This is a genomic window from Exiguobacterium sp. SH5S13, assembly GCF_004337085.1.
GTDB classification, from domain to species: domain Bacteria; phylum Bacillota; class Bacilli; order Exiguobacteriales; family Exiguobacteriaceae; genus Exiguobacterium; species Exiguobacterium aurantiacum_A.
In genome coordinates, this window is record NZ_SJUS01000009.1 from 13,495 (window position 1) to 30,761 (window position 17,267).

The 17,267-nt window shown below is 54.6% G+C and carries 19 protein-coding genes and 1 pseudogene; 9 read left to right on the forward strand and 11 right to left on the reverse strand.

Annotation, left to right across the window (positions count from 1 at the left end):
• Positions 1 to 80 precede the first annotated feature (80 nt).
• Entirely contained in the window at positions 81 to 230 is a 150-nt protein-coding gene (locus EVJ30_RS15140) for a hypothetical protein (RefSeq protein WP_161567378.1), read from the reverse strand.
• Positions 231 to 276: 46 nt separating this feature from the next.
• Positions 277 to 720, reverse strand: coding sequence for an RrF2 family transcriptional regulator (locus EVJ30_RS06645; RefSeq protein WP_131458772.1), 444 nt, complete (start codon positions 718 to 720; stop codon positions 277 to 279).
• Positions 721 to 910: 190 nt separating this feature from the next.
• On the opposite strand from EVJ30_RS06645, the gene EVJ30_RS06650 reads away from it, so the two are divergent.
• Positions 911 to 2,011, forward strand: coding sequence for a globin domain-containing protein (locus EVJ30_RS06650; protein WP_131458773.1), 1,101 nt, complete (start codon positions 911 to 913; stop codon positions 2,009 to 2,011).
• A gap of 59 nt (positions 2,012 to 2,070) precedes the next feature.
• On the opposite strand, the gene EVJ30_RS06655 is transcribed toward EVJ30_RS06650, so the two are convergent.
• The 4 genes from EVJ30_RS06655 to EVJ30_RS06670 are packed head-to-tail and all read right to left on the reverse strand — an operon-like array spanning position 2,071 to position 4,528.
• Positions 2,071 to 2,484, reverse strand: a complete 414-nt coding sequence (locus EVJ30_RS06655) for a DUF350 domain-containing protein (RefSeq protein ID WP_016508299.1) — start codon at positions 2,482 to 2,484, stop codon at positions 2,071 to 2,073.
• A gap of 3 nt (positions 2,485 to 2,487) precedes the next feature.
• Complete coding sequence (locus tag EVJ30_RS06660) at positions 2,488 to 3,711, reverse strand: glutathionylspermidine synthase family protein (protein ID WP_131468462.1); 1,224 nt, start codon at positions 3,709 to 3,711, stop codon at positions 2,488 to 2,490.
• The gene (locus EVJ30_RS06665; RefSeq protein ID WP_070328267.1) at positions 3,708 to 4,073 is read right to left on the reverse strand and encodes a hypothetical protein; all 366 of its coding nucleotides are present in this window, start codon (positions 4,071 to 4,073) and stop codon (positions 3,708 to 3,710) included. Before EVJ30_RS06665 ends, EVJ30_RS06660 begins: the two co-directional genes overlap by 4 nt.
• Positions 4,070 to 4,528: a hypothetical protein gene (locus EVJ30_RS06670; protein WP_016508356.1), complete on the reverse strand. Its 459-nt coding sequence runs from the start codon at positions 4,526 to 4,528 to the stop codon at positions 4,070 to 4,072. Before EVJ30_RS06670 ends, EVJ30_RS06665 begins: the two co-directional genes overlap by 4 nt.
• A gap of 122 nt (positions 4,529 to 4,650) precedes the next feature.
• On the opposite strand from EVJ30_RS06670, the gene EVJ30_RS06675 reads away from it, so the two are divergent.
• The 5 genes from EVJ30_RS06675 (at position 4,651) to amyS (ending at position 9,481) form a co-directional block, all read left to right on the forward strand.
• Positions 4,651 to 5,664, forward strand: coding sequence for an ion channel (locus EVJ30_RS06675; RefSeq protein WP_131458789.1), 1,014 nt, complete (start codon positions 4,651 to 4,653; stop codon positions 5,662 to 5,664).
• Entirely contained in the window at positions 5,664 to 6,791 is a 1,128-nt protein-coding gene (locus tag EVJ30_RS06680) for a YfbR-like 5'-deoxynucleotidase (RefSeq protein WP_070328266.1), read from the forward strand. The genes EVJ30_RS06675 and EVJ30_RS06680 overlap by 1 nt, the downstream gene beginning before the upstream one ends.
• 116 nt (positions 6,792 to 6,907) lie before the next feature.
• A complete protein-coding gene (locus EVJ30_RS06685; RefSeq protein WP_131468464.1) occupies positions 6,908 to 7,240 on the forward strand; it encodes a PadR family transcriptional regulator in 333 nt (110 codons plus the stop codon).
• The gene (locus tag EVJ30_RS06690; RefSeq protein ID WP_131458777.1) at positions 7,237 to 7,764 is read left to right on the forward strand and encodes a DUF2812 domain-containing protein; all 528 of its coding nucleotides are present in this window, start codon (positions 7,237 to 7,239) and stop codon (positions 7,762 to 7,764) included. Before EVJ30_RS06685 ends, EVJ30_RS06690 begins: the two co-directional genes overlap by 4 nt.
• Before the next feature lie 172 nt (positions 7,765 to 7,936).
• The gene (amyS, locus tag EVJ30_RS06695) at positions 7,937 to 9,481 is read left to right on the forward strand and encodes an alpha-amylase (RefSeq protein ID WP_131468466.1); all 1,545 of its coding nucleotides are present in this window, start codon (positions 7,937 to 7,939) and stop codon (positions 9,479 to 9,481) included.
• Between the two features lie 50 nt (positions 9,482 to 9,531).
• On the opposite strand, the pseudogene EVJ30_RS06700 reads toward amyS, so the two are convergent.
• A pseudogene (locus EVJ30_RS06700) lies at positions 9,532 to 9,858 on the reverse strand (VanZ family protein); the annotation flags it as partial.
• Positions 9,859 to 9,927: 69 nt separating this feature from the next.
• On the opposite strand from EVJ30_RS06700, the gene EVJ30_RS06705 reads away from it, so the two are divergent.
• Entirely contained in the window at positions 9,928 to 10,083 is a 156-nt protein-coding gene (locus tag EVJ30_RS06705; RefSeq protein ID WP_131468470.1) for a transposase, read from the forward strand.
• Positions 10,084 to 10,337: 254 nt separating this feature from the next.
• The gene (gene desA / locus EVJ30_RS06710) at positions 10,338 to 11,354 is read left to right on the forward strand and encodes a Delta(5) desaturase DesA (protein WP_070328262.1); all 1,017 of its coding nucleotides are present in this window, start codon (positions 10,338 to 10,340) and stop codon (positions 11,352 to 11,354) included.
• Between the two features lie 49 nt (positions 11,355 to 11,403).
• Here desA and EVJ30_RS06715 read toward each other — a convergent pair whose 3' ends face one another.
• Both EVJ30_RS06715 and lipA read right to left on the reverse strand, forming a co-directional pair.
• Entirely contained in the window at positions 11,404 to 12,234 is an 831-nt protein-coding gene (locus EVJ30_RS06715) for a lipoate--protein ligase family protein (RefSeq protein ID WP_131458781.1), read from the reverse strand.
• A gap of 17 nt (positions 12,235 to 12,251) precedes the next feature.
• Positions 12,252 to 13,169, reverse strand: coding sequence for a lipoyl synthase (gene lipA, locus EVJ30_RS06720; RefSeq protein WP_131458782.1), 918 nt, complete (start codon positions 13,167 to 13,169; stop codon positions 12,252 to 12,254).
• A 304-nt stretch (positions 13,170 to 13,473) separates the two neighbouring features.
• Between lipA and EVJ30_RS06725 the strand changes: the two genes are divergently transcribed.
• Complete coding sequence (locus EVJ30_RS06725) at positions 13,474 to 15,423, forward strand: glycoside hydrolase family 3 protein (RefSeq protein WP_131468473.1); 1,950 nt, start codon at positions 13,474 to 13,476, stop codon at positions 15,421 to 15,423.
• Between the two features lie 45 nt (positions 15,424 to 15,468).
• Here EVJ30_RS06725 and EVJ30_RS06730 read toward each other — a convergent pair whose 3' ends face one another.
• Together EVJ30_RS06730 and EVJ30_RS06735 are read right to left on the reverse strand one after the other, a co-directional pair.
• Entirely contained in the window at positions 15,469 to 16,314 is an 846-nt protein-coding gene (locus tag EVJ30_RS06730; RefSeq protein ID WP_131468475.1) for a DegV family protein, read from the reverse strand.
• A gap of 7 nt (positions 16,315 to 16,321) precedes the next feature.
• The gene (locus tag EVJ30_RS06735; protein WP_131464669.1) at positions 16,322 to 17,164 is read right to left on the reverse strand and encodes a lipoate--protein ligase family protein; all 843 of its coding nucleotides are present in this window, start codon (positions 17,162 to 17,164) and stop codon (positions 16,322 to 16,324) included.
• Between the last annotated feature and the right edge of the window lie 103 nt (positions 17,165 to 17,267).

Consider the following 17,267-nt stretch of genomic DNA (forward strand, 5'->3'; position numbering starts at 1 on the left):
ATCAAGACGCCCGACTCGACGAAAAATCGACACAAAAAAAGGGATTCGAGGTGAATTCCTTACGTCGTGTAGACACGGATTCAAGTCGCCATGTAAACGAGCGTCGAGGCGAGCGCGTAAATCGGGTAGGTAGGGAACGCGTCTTCGAACAGCGGATAGATTATCAAGATGACGTCACATGAGCTATATGCCCAAAAAATCTTGAAGCGATGGTGGTAACCACTATACAAAGCGCAGTCACGTTTGAGAGTCACCTGTACAACAAAAGCCGGCGGACTAAATGTCCGTCGGCTTTTGTACGCCAAGTAGCAGTGCGAGTTCATTCGTCCGGTTCGCCATAAGGTCGGCGATCGTGTAGCGGTCGAGCACGTGCAGGAAAGCGAGCATCGCCTCGTTCAAGACGCTCCGGAGGTCACACGCCGGTGCGATGACACAGCGACCTTCGCCGAAGCATTCGACGAGCTCGAGCGGCTCCATCGTCCGGACGACGTCACCGACGTTGATGTCTTCCATTGGGCGGGCGAGCCGGAAACCGCCGCCGCGGCCGCGGACCGATTCAAGATAGCCGTGTTTGCCGAGCTCATAGACGACTTTCATGACGTGGTTCTTTGAGATTTGATATTGGTCAGCCACTTCTTGGATCGTCACGAGACGATGGGAGAAGGTGGCGCTGTACATTAATGTTCGGAGTGCGTAGTCGCACGTTTGCGTGAGCCGCATGATCGTTCACCTCTTATCCGTCCATTGTACAGGACATTCCTCGAAAGCGCGATGTCCGGAGATGTGAAAAAAACGTGGCGAAATCGAGGCGAAAAGTTGAACTTCGTTTTAAACAAGTATTTTATATATTGCTTTTGGCGTGATGAAACTCACATAATAAATGTGTACTTTCAAAAAGGGGGAACTATTTATGTTAGATCAACAAACGATTGAAATTGTCAAAGCGACGGCACCGGTCTTGAAAGACCACGGTGTCGCCATCACAAGTCATTTCTATAAGCGCATGTTCGCAAACAATCCAGAAGTTCGTCAGTTCTTTAACCATACGAACCAACAACGCGGCCGCCAGCCAGAAGCGCTCGCCAACGCCGTCTACGCGGCCGCCGTCCATATCGACCGTCTCGAAGCGATCTTACCGGCGATCCAACCGGCGCTTCATAAACATAAAAGCTTGAACATCCGCCCGGAACACTATCCGATCGTCGGCGCTAACTTGCTCGGCGCAATTCAAGACGTTCTCGGTGAAGCGGCGACGCCTGAGATCATCGAAGCTTGGGCAAAAGCGTACGGTGTCATCGCCGACGTCTTCATCTCGCTCGAGAAACAAATGTACGCCGATGCACCATGGGTCGGCTTCAAGCCGTTCACGGTCGCTGAAGTCATCGAAGACACGCCGGAAGTGAAACGGTTCCGTCTTGTCGCGAACGACGGTGTCGTTGGTGTGGCCATCCCGGGCCAGTACATCTCAGTCCAAGCCCGCATCGAGGGTGAAGATATTTTACATCACCGTCAATACAGCGTCGTCGAGACGACAGAAGACGGCTACTGGATTGCGCCGAAAGCGGAAGGGCTCGTCTCGAACTGGCTTCACGAGCAAATAGTCGGTACAGAGATTCCGATGAGTGCGCCAGCAGGCGAGTTCACGATGGAAGACACGGACCGTCCGCTCACGCTCGTCGCTGGCGGGATCGGTATCACACCGCTGTTCAATATGGCGAAGACGGCGCTCCGTCAAGGTCGCTCGGTCACACTATTACACGCCGTCCGCAGCACGAACCTCCGTCCGCTCGGTGAAGAGCTCGACGAACTCGTGAATGAGGGACTTCAGCTCATCACACACATCGATGAGGTGTCTGGCTGCATGAGCGCGACACAGCTTACAGCACTCGATGTCGACGGTCATGACGTCTATACGTGCGGCCCGACCGCGATGATGGAGACGGTCGTCCAAACGATTCCACAAGCGCGTTACGAGTTCTTCGGTCCATCGGCCGTGCTCGCCAAAGCATAAGAAAAGACGATTGCCGCAGCAACCGTCTTACAACCGCCGATAAGATGTCGGCGGTTTTTTTAGTACGTCAAACTCGCGGCGACGATGATGCCGACGACGAGCGAGGCCGAGAACAGGCTGACACCGACGGCGAGGTTGCCGTTTTCGACTTCTTTCTCCAAGTTCACGCCAGGCGTGAGCACGTACTCGAACGTCCAAAAGGCGAGCACTTGGGCGAGGATCCCGACGAGTCCCCAGATGAAGGCGTCGAGCAGGTTGACGCTGTTCGCCCACACTGTGTAGATGACGATGGCGAGGCCGAGCGCTTTGCCCCAAAGTTTGAGGGCGACGGCGACGTTGCCAGCTTTGATGAGTTTGCGTTCTGAATATTTTGTCGTCAGGGCGAACACGACGAGTCCTGCTAAAATAAGTCCGAACCCGGTACCGAGGTGAGCCAGGAAGCTCAAGATTGAATCGAGCGTGATAAATGTCATGTGTTAATCTCCTTCGTGAGTTGGTGTGCCGATGGCTAGGTAGTAGGACTGGTTGTTCGTGATCATGCTTCCGGCCCGGGCGCCGAGCGCCGACGGGTGGCCGTTCAGACAAAAGCAGCCGATCATGTAGTGCGTCGCAAGCGGACCGTTGACCGTGTTCGTCGTTCGTGTCGGCAGCTCGATGAATTGTTGATACACCGCGGTTTCTGCGGCATATGTCTGCAGCACTTCTTTATGGAACGGGACGCCGTCTTCGGCATACAAAATGACCGAGTCGCCTTCACGTCCGAAGGCCGGTTTTTGCACGTAAGCGCTCTGGCCTAAAAATGGGTCCGCCTCGAGATAAGTCGGTAACAAGTGAGTCTGGATGATGTCGCGCTCCGCTTCGTCAAAATATGTATCCGTCTCATACAGTTCCCAAATGAGCGCTTGGACGCCTTTGGACTGCATGAGAAACGCGGACAGCGGGTTGAGGAGCGACACGTGCTTCGCTTGATTCAACTCGAGCAGCCGGATGCCGATCAAGTCGCCGTTCGGCGCCCGGTCGTCGACCAAGTGCTCGATCGGATACGTCTGGCGGTACAAGACGTCGATCCGTTCGCCCGACGGGGTATAGACGCCGTCCACGTCGACGAGCAACTGATTGAGCGGGACGAACTCTGACGGCAAGTCGAGCGTCTCTTGGAGGAAGCGGGTCGTCCATTTGTCCTCGATGTTGTCGTCGTGTGACGTGAAGACGATTTTTGGTGTCCCGTCGCGATTTAATCGTTGCCACGCCGCGATGACGGCTTTACGGAGTTCGGTCTTCAGCTCGGCTGTCGCGTCCGCGTTCGGGTCGTTCAGCCCGAACTCGGTCGTCACATACCGGTTCACATCGAACAGTTCTTTGATGAACGTCGGCGTGTCGGCGTTGAACTCCATCAGTTTGATCACACCGTCTTTGACAATCCAGTCATACCGGCCGATGATCGTCTCTTGCGGGAGCGCTTTGTCACGCAAGAACGGCAAGCTCGCCTCCGGATAACCGAGCAGACGGAGCGTCTCGTCTGGGAGCGTCCGCAACAATCGATTCGTTTTCCGGAAGATGGTGTCGACGGCGCGCGTCGCTTCCTGGATGCGATCGACCTCGTCTTGCGTGTAGACGAGGCAATCGTAGAGTGCATATTCTTCATCGTTCAAGTCGGGCCAAAAGTAAGGGATTTGGCCGAACAAGTCATGCCGATTCATCCCCCGAAGCCGCCTTTTGAGCCGCTGCCGAGTCCCGAGTTTGACCCTGAATTCGACCGGTTCGGCGTGATGCTGCTCGCGCCACCGTTCGAGCGGTAGTTTTTATAAGCGGACGAGTTTTTTAGCGAACTCTTTGAATTGAACAGACTGCCGAGTAAGAAGAAGCTCCCGAAGTGCGGGGACCGTCTGTCGTCGCAGTAATATGATTCCGTTTCATCGTCCCATTCCCAGTCGTCACACTCATAGCCGGTCGGCTCTTCCGGTAACGTCGCTTGTTGCGTTTCGTCCGTACCACACGCCGCGAGTGACGCTGTCAAGACGGCGGCCGAGAGACCGCTTAAAATCTTCTTGCTTGTTTTCATGTTGTTTCCTCCAGTGTATAGCCAGTCGGGGTGACATAGATGACGTAGACGCCACGGTCCTCGTCCGTCTCGGCCGAGTCGCGCGCATATTCGTTTCCGGCGACGTATAAATACTCGCTACCGAGCATGGCGAGCGCGTCAAGGTGACGGTCGACGAAGTACGCTTCGAGCAGCGGGTTGTCGAACCGGTCGTCGAGCGTACGAATCTCGACTTTGATGTCGTCAGTTGCTTTCTTATCAACAGGTCCTTCCGTGTACCGGTCGACGTAAATCAAGAAATATTGGTCGCCTTCGAGTGCGGACGAGCGTTGTTTGTACGTCATGCCGTCTTTGACGAAAAATTCGCATTCGCGTCTAGCAAGTACTTCATCAAGCCCGAGCGATGTATAATGGTAAAGTGGCTCGAACGAGATCTCATTTTTATAGAGTCGGTATTCTAAAACGATGGAGTCCATAGGTCAGTCCTTTCTTTTTTTCTTTCTATACGGAACCGAACGCAAACTAGTTTCGTAAATCAATTGAGTTGTCTCTAGTATATAGGAGAAAGGGAGTGATTTCAGTGCATATCTTTTTTCGAGTGTGGCGCGGGTTATCGAAATTATCGTTTCTGAACGTCGTGTTGGCATCGCTCGTCATTATTTTGACCGGTACCGTCCTCGGCTACTGGCTCGAGCCGGAGACGTTCCCGTCGATGTTCGATTCGTTCTGGTGGACGATGACGACGCTGACGACGGTCGGTTATGGTGATTTCTTCCCGTCAACGGTTGCCGGGCGTTGGCTCGGCATTTTCCTGTTCCTGTTCGGGATCGGGATTATCGGGGCTTTGATCGGAAAACTCGTTGAGGTCGGTGCGACGTTTCAACGTTTAAAACGGGAGGGAAAGCTAGTGTATCGAGGAGAAGGGCATTACGTCTATATCGGTTGGTCGCCGAAGACGAAGAAAGCGATCGACGAGGTGCTCAGCTATGAGCCGAAGGCGGAGATCGTCTTGATCGACCAATTGAAAGAAGAACCGTACGATCATGACAACGTCCATTTCGTCCACGGTGACCCGTCCGATGAGGCGGTGCTCCTGCAGGCGAACATTTTGAAAGCACGCCGGGTCGCCATCTTCGCGGATGCGCGGATCAGCGAGACGTTGCTCGCCGACGGGAAGTCGCTATTGATCGCGTCAGCCGTCGAGGCGCTGTCGTCGGAACGAAATGTTGACCTACATACGGTCGTCGAAGTATGCGAAGAGCGGAACATTTCAAAGTTCAAACACGTGCGCATCGACGACTTTATATTGGCGAACGATTCGGTGTCGCTCCTCATGGCGAAAGCGACGTTACAGCCGGGCACGACATCGATTTTCCGGCAACTGCTCAGCAAGCAGTCCGGTGGCAACATTCAAGCGCTCGCGCCGAGACCCGAGTGGGCGACGGTCCGGGACGCTGTCGAAAACTTGTTGCGCCAGGGCGTCACGTTGATTGCCGTCAACGACCGTCTCGATTTCGCGACGGCGCTCGACACAACGCTTGAGCCGAACGACACGCTCTACATCGTCTGTCATGACGATGCGTGGGAACGTCTAAAGCAAGGAGGAATTTGATGCATAACGGAACGTTTATCCGCAAGATGACACGTATGCAAAACGTGCAACGATGGGACGAATACGCGCCGCACTATCACGATAACGCGGCGAGCCATAGCTTCCGTGTCGCCGTCTTCAGTTTGATCGCGGCCTATTATGAAGAGAACAACGGACAGGACGTCAACTTGCTCGATGTGCTCGGCAAGGCGCTGTTCCACGATATGAACGAGGTGCAGACCGGCCCGATCATGCACCGGACGAAAAAAGAGCCGACGCTCAAAGAACATATCGAACGGATGGAGCGGACGGCGAGCCTTGGGTTAGTCGACTTGTTGTCACAGTCGCTCCGGCCGCACTTTTATCGTTTTCTCGTCGAGGCGGAGGATGATTCGTTCGAAGGTCGGATTGTCGACGGGATCGATTCGTTCGATGCGATGCTGTTCGTGCGGCGTGAAGTCGCACACGGATCGCCACACTTCGTCGAGAAGCTCAAAGAGATGAAGGCGGTGCTCCGCGACCATCCGCTCGAGTCAGTCCGCTGGCTCTATGAGCAAGTCGAAACGGAGACGGACGTCGCGACGTTCATCGAGAACGTCATGCGGATGGATAGCGTGCGGCGCTGGAAAGGCCGTTTTAACACGATTGACGACAACGACGCCATCCACGGCTTCCGGGCGGCGGCGCTCGGTCTGTTCAGCGGCTTGCTCGAGCGTGAGAAGTACGGGGTCGAGGTCGACGTCGCCGAATTGACGGCGCGCTTGCTCTGTCACGACCTCGTCGAAGGCGTGACCGGGGACGTGCTCGGTCCGGTGAAGCACTCGACGGCCGAGACCGGTGCTGCGTTCGAGGCGTATGAACGGGCCGAGAGCGAGGCGTTATTGTCACTCCTCCCAGAATACATGCAACCAGCGTTCCGGCGCTATATGGCCGATTCGAAAGATGCAACGTACGAAGGGTCGCTCGTCGATATGATGGACAAGCTCGACGCGTTGATCAAGATGAACATGGAGCGGAAGATGAACGGGGCCGAGTATGAAGTCACGTACCGGGAACAGCTCCGGAAAGTCCAGTCGCGCTATGAGAACCCGAGTATGATTTTCTTCCTCGCCTACATTTTGCACGATCTCGATTATGTCACGAGCTAAACGAGTCGCAGACGACCTGTCTGCGGCTTTTTTTATATCATTCATTGACATATATCATTCAACGATATATATTGGGAGTAAGAAGTATATCGATGAATGATATAGGAGGCGAGACGATGCCACGGAACGATACGATCGGGCTCGGGGAGTTGACCGACAGCACATTTTACATCTTGCTCGCGCTGACCGAGCCAAGACACGGGTATTTGATCATGCAGTTCGTCGAAGAGTTGACGAACGGGCGGGTGCAGATCGGTCCGGCGTCGATGTACACGATCATCAAAAAACTCGTGAACGCGTCGCTGATCGAACCGCTCGACGGGGACGGCAAGAAGAAGAGTTACATCATCACGGACATCGGGCGCGAGTTGTTACACGAAGACGTGAAACGACGCCAAGCGATGGTCGACGACGCACGTTTCATTTTTGAAGGGGAGGGCCACAGATGAACCGAAAATATATGGCGAGTTGGGGCCTCGCGTTCGCTGAAGAGCGTGAGATGGAGAAGTTGGGACGAATGGCCGCGAAGGGCTGGCATTTAGAGAAGTTCGCACCGCTCGGCTATACGCTCGTCGAAGGGGAACCGGCGGACGTCCAGTATAGTCTTGATTATCGTAAACGACCGGACGAGGATTATTTCGAGCTGTTCCGCGCGAGCGGCTGGGAACACGTCACGTCAAGCGGGGACGAGATTCACGTGTTCAAAGGTAGTCCGGACGCGCGACCGATTTACTCGGATCGTGAGACGACACACGAGAAATATGCACAAGTCGAAGGGCAGATGGGGAAAGTCGCGCTGGCACTGCTCATCTTATGGGTCGGGCTGTTTATATTGCTTGAACTGGATTGGTCGGGACTCGTCGAGACGGGACTGGTGATGATCCAGTTGCTCGTCACGATCGGACTCGTCTTCACAGGTCTCCCGTATTTAGGCTATCTCGTGAAGCGAAAACGGCTCGATCGCAAAGGATGACTAGGCGGATGGCACAAGCCATCCGTTTTTGTTTTGGTCGACTGAACTATTCGATAAAAAAATAGTTAGGTGCAGAGAACTGTTTTTCGGAAATCCTCTGTTCAACTAAAGTGGAATCGTTCATGATGATTAATGAAAGCGCTTGCATATAATTCGATAGGAGGAAAAACGCATGGTTAAGAGACGAAACGCAGTAGCGGTGACAGCTGGCGTCACGGCGATTGCGCTGCTTGCCGGGCAACCGGTCGCGCAAGCAGCGACACCACAAAACGGAACGATGATGCAGTATTTTGAATGGTACGTCCTGAACGACGGCTTGCATTGGAATCGGTTATCGAACGACTCGCAGAACCTGAAAGATATCGGAGTGACGACGGTGTGGATCCCGCCAGCGTATAAAGGGACGTCGCAAAACGATGTCGGCTACGGGGCGTACGACTTGTATGACCTCGGTGAGTTCAACCAAAAAGGGACCGTCCGGACGAAGTACGGCACGAAAGCGCAGCTCCAATCGGCGATCTCGAACTTGCGTGGTAAAGGTATCGGCGTCTACGGCGATGTCGTCATGAACCATAAGGGCGGCGCCGACTACACCGAGTCCGTCCAAGCGATCGAAGTGAATCCGTCGAACCGTAACCAAGAGACGTCAGGGGAATACGGCATCTCGGCCTGGACCGGCTTCAACTTCGCGGGCCGCAACAATACATACTCGCCGTTCAAATGGCGCTGGTATCACTTTGACGGGACCGACTGGGATCAGTCACGCAGCTTGAGCCGGATCTACAAGTTCAAGAGTACGGGCAAGGCGTGGGACACGGACGTCTCGAATGAGAATGGCAACTACGACTATCTCATGTATGCCGACGTCGACTTCGAGCATCCGGAAGTCCGCCAAGAGATGAAAAACTGGGGCAAATGGTACGCTGACTCGCTCGGACTCGACGGGTTCCGCTTGGACGCGGTCAAGCATATTAGTCACGCGTATTTGCGCGAGTGGGTGACGAGCGTCCGGCAGACGACCGGCAAACAGATGTTCACGGTCGCCGAGTATTGGAAGAACGACCTCGGCGCCATCAACGATTATCTCGCGAAGACCGGGTACACGCACTCTGTCTTCGATGTGCCGCTGCACTATAACTTCCAGGCGGCTGGCAACGGCGGCGGGTTTTACGATATGCGCAACATCTTGAAAGGCACCGTCACCGAGCAGCATCCGACGCTCGCCGTGACGATCGTCGACAACCATGACTCACAACCTGGGCAGTCGCTCGAGTCGACGGTCGCCAACTGGTTCAAACCGCTCGCCTATGCGACGATCATGACGCGCAGCCAAGGTTATCCGACACTCTTCTACGGGGACTACTACGGCACGCAAGGGACGACGAACCGGGAGATCCCGAACATGTCGGCGTCGCTCCGACCGATCATGAAAGCGCGTAAAGACTTCGCCTACGGGACACAGCACGACTATCTCGATCATCAAGACGTCGTCGGTTGGACACGCGAAGGCGTGAGTGACCGGGCCAAGTCGGGTCTCGCGACGATTCTGTCTGACGGTCCGGGCGGCTCGAAATGGATGTACGTCGGCAAGCAGAACGCCGGTGAAGTGTGGAAAGATATGACGAACAACAACACTCGTCTCGTCACAATCAATAGCGACGGCTGGGGGCAGTTCTTCGTCAACGGAGGTTCAGTGTCGATTTACACTCAACAATAACGATTTCGAACAGAGGGACGCCATCCGTAATGGATGATGCCCCTCTGTTTTCATGTTTGCAGTAGACGTTGCACGAGCTTCGTATTCCACATCCCGTATCCGATCAAGGCACCGACGAGATTCAACATGAAATCATCGATATCAAAACTGCCGCGTCGCGTGACGAGCTGGATGAGTTCGAGGCTGAATAATAGCACCGTCATGAATCCGACGAACTTGCCGATTCGATTCACCGATTTTATAAACAGCGGCACATAGATTCCCATCGGCAAGAATAGCAATACGTTACCGCCTAAATTTTTGATTGGGATGTCCGCATTCAAGCTTCCGCTGTTGATTGCTTGAATGTACAAGCAGATTGTTTCGAACGGGGCAAGGGTAACAAACGAAAGTTCGCCATTTCTTCAGGTTCGTCGGCCCCTTGTGCGGGTATCGGATGATAAAGGATGATGATCACGACACCGACTGCCATGGAGGGGAATAACCAACACCACGACGTCTTCCACAAGCTGACGAGACGCATCGTTGACGAGAACCAAGTCATTGTCGTGGAGACGCTGAAGTTGACTCAGGACGCCGGATGGGGCGAGCTTGGTCCATAACCGTGGCTAACAAGAGCGCGGTGTTCCCCAAGCAGCGCCGACTTCAGGTTGCGCTTCAAATAAGTGGTGAGTAGTTCACAAGCGTATACTTTTCTGGTGTAATACATGGTATAATTACCTGGTATTAGTTTAGGTGGGGAAAATAATCATATGGATACTATGAATTCACCTTCACGCACGTCGGTTGTCGGTTTCATTTCATATCATCAATTTAGAAGCGTCGTGAACGCTGTCGAATTCAAGGAGGCTCACATATGAGTAAAGAAAAGATCGCCCAGCTACGTAAACACGTCTCACCTTTTGAAAAGGCAGACGTCAAAGTCAGTGTCCGGCAGATGATCAACACGATCCTGCCGTTCCTCGTCGCCTGGTTCCTCGCGTACCAAGCGCTCGAAGTGTCGGTGTGGCTCACGATCCCGCTCGCGATCATCGCAGCCGGGTTCGTCGTCCGCATGTTTATCATCTTCCATGATTGTACGCACGGTTCGTTCTTCAAAAACAAGAAAGCGAACGCCGTCGTCGGAACGATCATGGGTGTGTTGACGCTGTTCCCGTACGAGAAGTGGAAGCGGGAGCATTCGATCCACCACGCGTCGAGCGGTAACCTCGATAAGCGCGGTGTCGGTGACATTTGGGTCATGACGATCGAGGAATATGTCGAGGCCTCGAAATGGACGCGTCTTCAGTACCGCCTCTATCGCAACCCGCTCGTCATGTTCGGTATCGGACCGTTGTTCTTGATTCTCGTCACGAGCCGGTTTAACCGCAAGGACGCCCGTAAAAAAGAGCGGATGAACACGCATGTCATCAATCTCTCGCTCGTCGTGCTGTACAGTCTGATGATTTATTTGGTCGGCTGGCAGGCGTTCTTGATCATTCAAGGGACGACGATGTTCACGGCCGGTGTCCTCGGGATTTGGCTGTTTTACGTCCAACATACGTTCGAAGACTCGTATTTTGAAGATGAGAGCGAATGGGATTACGTCAAAGCGGCGATCGAAGGCAGTTCGTATTACGAGTTGCCGAAAGTGTTGCAGTGGGTGACAGGCAATATCGGCTTCCACCACGTCCACCACTTGAGCCCGCGCGTTCCGAACTATAACCTCGAAAAAGCGCATACGGCGACGCCGCCGCTACAAAAAGCGACGACGATCGGATTGTTCTCTAGTTTAAAATCGCTTCGTTACAAATTGTACGATGCGAACAATATGACGTTCGTCACGTTCCGCGACATTAAGCATCTGTTGCGTGACCCGAAGACGACTTTATAAAAAATGTCCCGCTGAAGCGCTTCAGCGGGACATTTTTGGTTCACATATTTTAGCGTTTCCAGACCCAGTCGTCACTCTCATACTTTTCAACTAAACGCGCAATCTCATCTCGTTGCGTCGCCGTGAACACGAGCGGCTCGAACGTCAGTTGAAACGCGTCGCGGAACCCGTCCTCGAACGCCACGGCGACTTCGTCAAACGTCACGAAGCGGCCGAGCGTCTCGTTCAAAGCGACCGCTTTGCTGCTGAACCGTGCTTTCGCGTATACTTTCTCGTCTGCTTCCATATTGAAGCAGTCGAACAAGACGTCATCATCGATCGACAGTGGGATCGATCCGTGCTGCAAGACCGCCCCTTGGTGCCGGACTTGAGCGCTGCCCGCCACTTTACGGCCGTCGACGGCGAGTTCGTAGTAAGAAGCGGCGTCGAAACAGACGGCCGACTTCGGTTTCCGCAATACTTCGCGGTCTTCTTCGGTCAACGGTACCGAGAATTCGGCCGGGACACCGAGCGCTCGGTAGCCGCGGCGGACGCCTTCGGTCAACAGGCGATAGCTCTCGATGACGTTCGTCGGGAGTGTCGGCGTCGTTTCGGGCAAGATGACGCTATACGTCAATTCGTCGGCGTGTAAGACGGCCCGGCCCCCAGTCAAGCGACGGACGACGGGGATGCCGTTCGCTGCTAGCGCTTCACGGTCAAGGTCACGCGTCGCCCGTTGGAACCGCCCGACGCTGATCGCGTGCGGGGCCCATGAATAGAAGCGGAGCGTCGGCTTCAGTTCGCCGCGGGCGACCCAACCCGCGACCGCTTCATCGATTGCCATGTTTTCAGCCGGAGCGAGTGATTGTGTCGTTAAAATGTGCCATGTTGTATCAGTCATCGTGTCTCTTCTTTCTCTCAATCGATTGGCAACATCGTATGGCGACGTGCCTTATGGACTTGTTCGTCGGCGTGATATGACGAGCGGACGAGCGGACCGGCCTCGCAATGTGAGAAGCCTTTTGACAAGGCGATTTCTTTCAACTCGGCAAACTCGTCCGGGTGGTAGTAGCGCTCGACGTCGAGGTGCTTCTTTGTCGGCTGCAAGTATTGACCGAGCGTCAAGATATCGACGTCATGGGCCCGAAGGTCGTCCATCGCTTGAATCAATTCTTCTCGTGTCTCGCCAAGACCGAGCATGATCGACGACTTCGTCGGGATGTCCGGATTCAATTCTTTGGAACGTTTTAGGAATTCAAGGGTGCGGTCGTACGTCGCTTTGGCCCGGACTCGCGGCGTCAAGCGGCGCACCGTCTCCAAGTTATGGTTCATGATGTCCGGCCCCGCGTCAATCAACGTCTGGAGTGCCGAGAAGTCGCCCATCATGTCGGACGGCAATACTTCAATCGACGTTTCCGGGTTCATCGCGCGTATAGCGCGGACCGTCTCGGCGAACACGGTCGCCCCGTAATCGTTCAAGTCGTCGCGGGCGACGGCGGTGATGACGACGTGTTTCAAGTTCATGAGCCGAACCGACTCGGCGACGCGTTTTGGCTCTTCCCAGTCGAGTTCGTTCGGTTTACCGGTCGTGACCGCGCAGAAGCGGCAGGCCCGTGTACAGATGCTCCCGAGAATCATGAACGTCGCCGTGCGGCGGATGGCCCAACATTCATGGATGTTCGGGCATTTCGCCTCCTCGCACACCGTGTTCAAATTCTTCTCCCGCATCATCTTTTTAAGGCCGGTATACGTCTCGTTCGTATTCAATTTGATTTTCAGCCATTCTGGCTTTCGTTTCAGTTCTCCTCTTGCCACTTCGGATTCCCCCTTTATCATGTCAACCCCTAACGAAATGAGTTTACCAAAAAACAAATGAAAATCGAACCACTCAAATTATTGGCTTTGCCAATACAGGTGGAACGTGTTCCAAGACAGGTCAAATGTTTCAAAATGGTTACGCTTTCATCAAAGTCATTGTTTCCCATTTTTTGAATTGCTATACTGACGTTGACCACCTGAATAATGACCATATGTAACTGATTCGATCAGGCGTGGGGTGAACGAGCGTTGGTGAGGCAACGCTTATTCCTCCATGCCTTTTCGTTTGTGGTCGGGGGAACTTTCAAAAAGGAGTGAAAACATGAACAAAGTACTGAACTGGACAGTAACACTCGGATTGACGACAGCGTTACTCGGCTCGTCCGTCCCGATGGCAAGCGCGATCGTGGCAGAAGAGACACCGGCGCCATCGATTGAGACACGAGTGAACGCGCAACTCGAGGCGATGACGCTTGAACAGAAACTCGGACAAATGATCATGCCAGACTTCCGACTTTGGAACGGGGCGAATCATACGGCACTCGCGCCAGATGTGGCGCGGGTCATCGACCGGTTTGACCTTGGAGGCGTCATCTTGTTCGCGGAAAACGTGACCGAGACCGAACAGACGACGAAACTCGTCCACGACCTGCAAGAAGTCGTCAAGCAAGACGACAGCAACGACATCCCGCTCTTCATCACGATCGACCAAGAAGGCGGGATCGTGACCCGACTCGGGACCGGCACGAACTTACCGGGGAACATGGCGCTTGGGGCGACGCGGAGCAGCCAATACGCGTATGATGCGGGGAACATCATCGGGTCAGAGTTGAACGCGCTCGGGGTGAACGTCAACTTCGGTCCGGTCTTAGACGTCAACAACAACCCGGCCAACCCGGTCATCGGGGTCCGCTCGTTCTCGAGTGATCCGGAACTCGTCGGTGAACTCGGCTCGGCGCTGACGCAAGGGATTCAAGACCAAGGCGTTGCCGCGACGGCGAAACATTTCCCGGGACACGGCGACACGGCCGTCGACTCGCACTACGGCTTGCCGATCGTCGATAAGTCACTCGAAGACTTGCGCGGGCTCGAGCTGTTGCCGTTCAAGCGGGCCATCACGGAAGGCATCGATATGATCATGACGGCCCATATCGGGATGCCACAAATCGAGGATGAGGTCGTCAACTCACCGCGCGGCACGTTCCCGCTCCCGGCGACGCTCTCTGACGACGTCATCACCGGCGTCTTGCGTGACGAGATGGGCTATGACGGCATCGTCATCACGGACGCCCTCAACATGAAGGCGATCACGGACAACTTCACCGAAGCCGAGGCGGTCATCAAGACGTTTGAGGCGGGCGTCGATATCGCCCTCATGCCGACGATTTTACGGTCGAACGCGGACGTCGTGAAACTTGAGACGATCTTTGAGGACGTCTTAGCGGCTATCGAGAGCGGCCGTTTGCCAGAAGCGAAGATCGATGAAGCGGTCGAACGGATCTTGAAGCTGAAAGCGGAACGCGGCATCTGGAGCGAGTCAGTGGATACGACGACGCTCGAGGCGAAACTCGCGGAAGCAAATGCGGTCGTCGGTAGTGCCGAGCATAAAGCGACAGAACGTGAGATTGCCGAAGCGGCCGTCACGCTCGTGAAGAACGACGACAAGACACTTCCGTTCAAACCGAAAAAAGGGGAGACGGTGCTCGTCATCTCGCCAGCAAAAGATCAGACCGACAGCATGGTCAAGACGATCAAATCGCTTAAAAAGAACGCGGGCAACATGAAGCAAGTGAACGTCATCACGGCGAACTATACGGCGTCGACACCGCACCTTGACCAAAACCCAGATTTAAAACAAAAAGTCGAGGCGGCCGACTACATCATCGTCGGCTCGAACGTCAACAACAGCGCCAAGCTGAAATCGATCTCGGCCGATAATTACGTACCGGCAGAAGTGTTCCGCTATGCCAACGAGACGGGCAAGAAATCGGTGTTGCTCAGCCTTCGTAACCCGTACGATGTGGCCGTCCAACCGGATGCGCCGGCCCAGCTGCTCATCTATGGCTTTAAAGGTGACCCGAACGGACCGGACTCTGAAGCAGGTAACGCCAAGTCGGCTGGACCAAACCTCCCGGCTGGTATTCGCGCCATTTTCGGTGAAGTCAAACCAGGAGGCAAGCTCCCGGTCGACGTCCCGACGTTTGAGAACGGTATGTTCGGTGCCGAACTCCACCTCGAATTCGGTGACGGCTTCCGTAACTGGAATAACTAAAAACAGCGAGCGCCCTTGAGGGTGCTCGCTGCTTTTAGTTTAATTTCACGCCTCGAAGTAACTGACGACAAGGAGTCCAGGCCCCGTGTGCGCGCCGATCGCCGAACCGACGATCGTCTTCGTCACGCTGGCCGGATTCATCTGTTCAAGTAGCAATGCTTCCAACTGATCGGCTTTGGCCGGGTCGTCCCCGTGGCCGATAAAGATATGATGTCCTTCGATGAGCGGTTTTGACTCGGTCATCCACTCGACGATGCGCCGCATCATTTTTTTATGACCGCGAATCTTCTCGATTGGGACGAGCTTACCATCTCGGACAGTGAGCAGCGGTAAAATCGTCAACAAGTCCCCGATGAACGCGCTCGCTCTCGAGACGCGGCCACCGCGCATCAAGTACTCGAGCGATTCGACGGTGAACAAGTGGCGGATCTTCCCGACGAGCGACTCGGCGTAGGCGATCGTCTCCTCGTACGTATGGTCTTGGCCGTATTCGGCGACCGTTCGGACGAACAACCCTTGACCGACCGACGCGGTCCGCGTGTCGAGAATATGGAACGTGCTGTTCGGGTATTCTTCTTTAAGCAAGTTCCCGACCATGACTGCCGTCTGATATGTACCGGACAGTTCGCCCGAGAAGGCGAGGTAAAGGAACGGGATCTCAGACTCGAGATGTTGACGGAAACAGCGCTCAATCCGGGCCGCCTCGATTTGGAACGTCTTCGGCGTCTTGCCGACACGCATCGCGTCATATACTTCTTTCGGCTGAATCGTCTCTCCGTCTAAAAACTCTTCGTTGTCGATGATGACCCCGAGCGGTAACATCTCGAGGCCGTATTCGACGATCTGGTCTTGCGTCAAATCAGCACCGGTATCGGTTATGATTTTGAACATGGTTGGATCACTCCTCTAGTAGTTGGTGTTCAATGTCGCGGATCGGTTCGTTTCGTTGCCACATGCGGTCGAGCTGAACGACGAGCGTCGCTTGTTCGTCCGCGTCGAGCGTTGCCGGGACGAGTCGGCTCGTCTCCCCGAGCACGTCATAGGCGCGGCGGAGCACATCCTCGACGGTGAGCGGGATGTGAAGCAAGTCTTCGAGCGACGCCATCGTCTCCGGGACGATGGCCGGGTACGTGAATCGTGTCGCTTCGCCTTGGATGGCACGGTCGTAAAAGTCACGGATGAGTTCAGCACGAGCGCTTCCGCTCTTGCGGACGCTCAAATAAATTTGGACGGCGACACCGCCACGGACGCGTCGCTGCGAGATGCCGGCGAACTTTTTACCGTCAATCGATAGATCAAAGCTACCCGGGCAGTACGAACCGACGATTTCTCCAGGCACGATTTTGTCCGTCACGTCTTTGAACATATGTTGAATGAGCGACGTCATCGCCTCATAGCCGCTATCGATTTGAATGCCGTCATTCTCGGGTAGAATAAGAGATAGGTTCAATACATCTTCGTCGAGGACGACCGCAAGTCCTCCTGAGTTACGGATGACGGGACGATAGCCATGTTCGTGCAACAGTCGAATCCCGTCGCGCAGATGAGGCAGCCGCGCGTCTTGAATCCCGAGCACGACTGTGTTCAGATGGACCCAGGCCCGAAAGACGGCGCCTTGGTGTTTCGTCGACGCGCACAGCGTATCGTCCGTCGCGAATGATTGCTCGGCTTGAAACGCCGCACCGAGCGATGATTGGTCGATCAGGCGGTAGGTCGGTTGCCGTAAAAGTGGATGGATCATATGCATAATTCCTTTTCAAAAAATAATGTCTTCCTCATTATAGCATGGAGGGAACGACTCGGAAGAAGTCGAATCAGTACAATACATAAAACGCAGGGGGCAC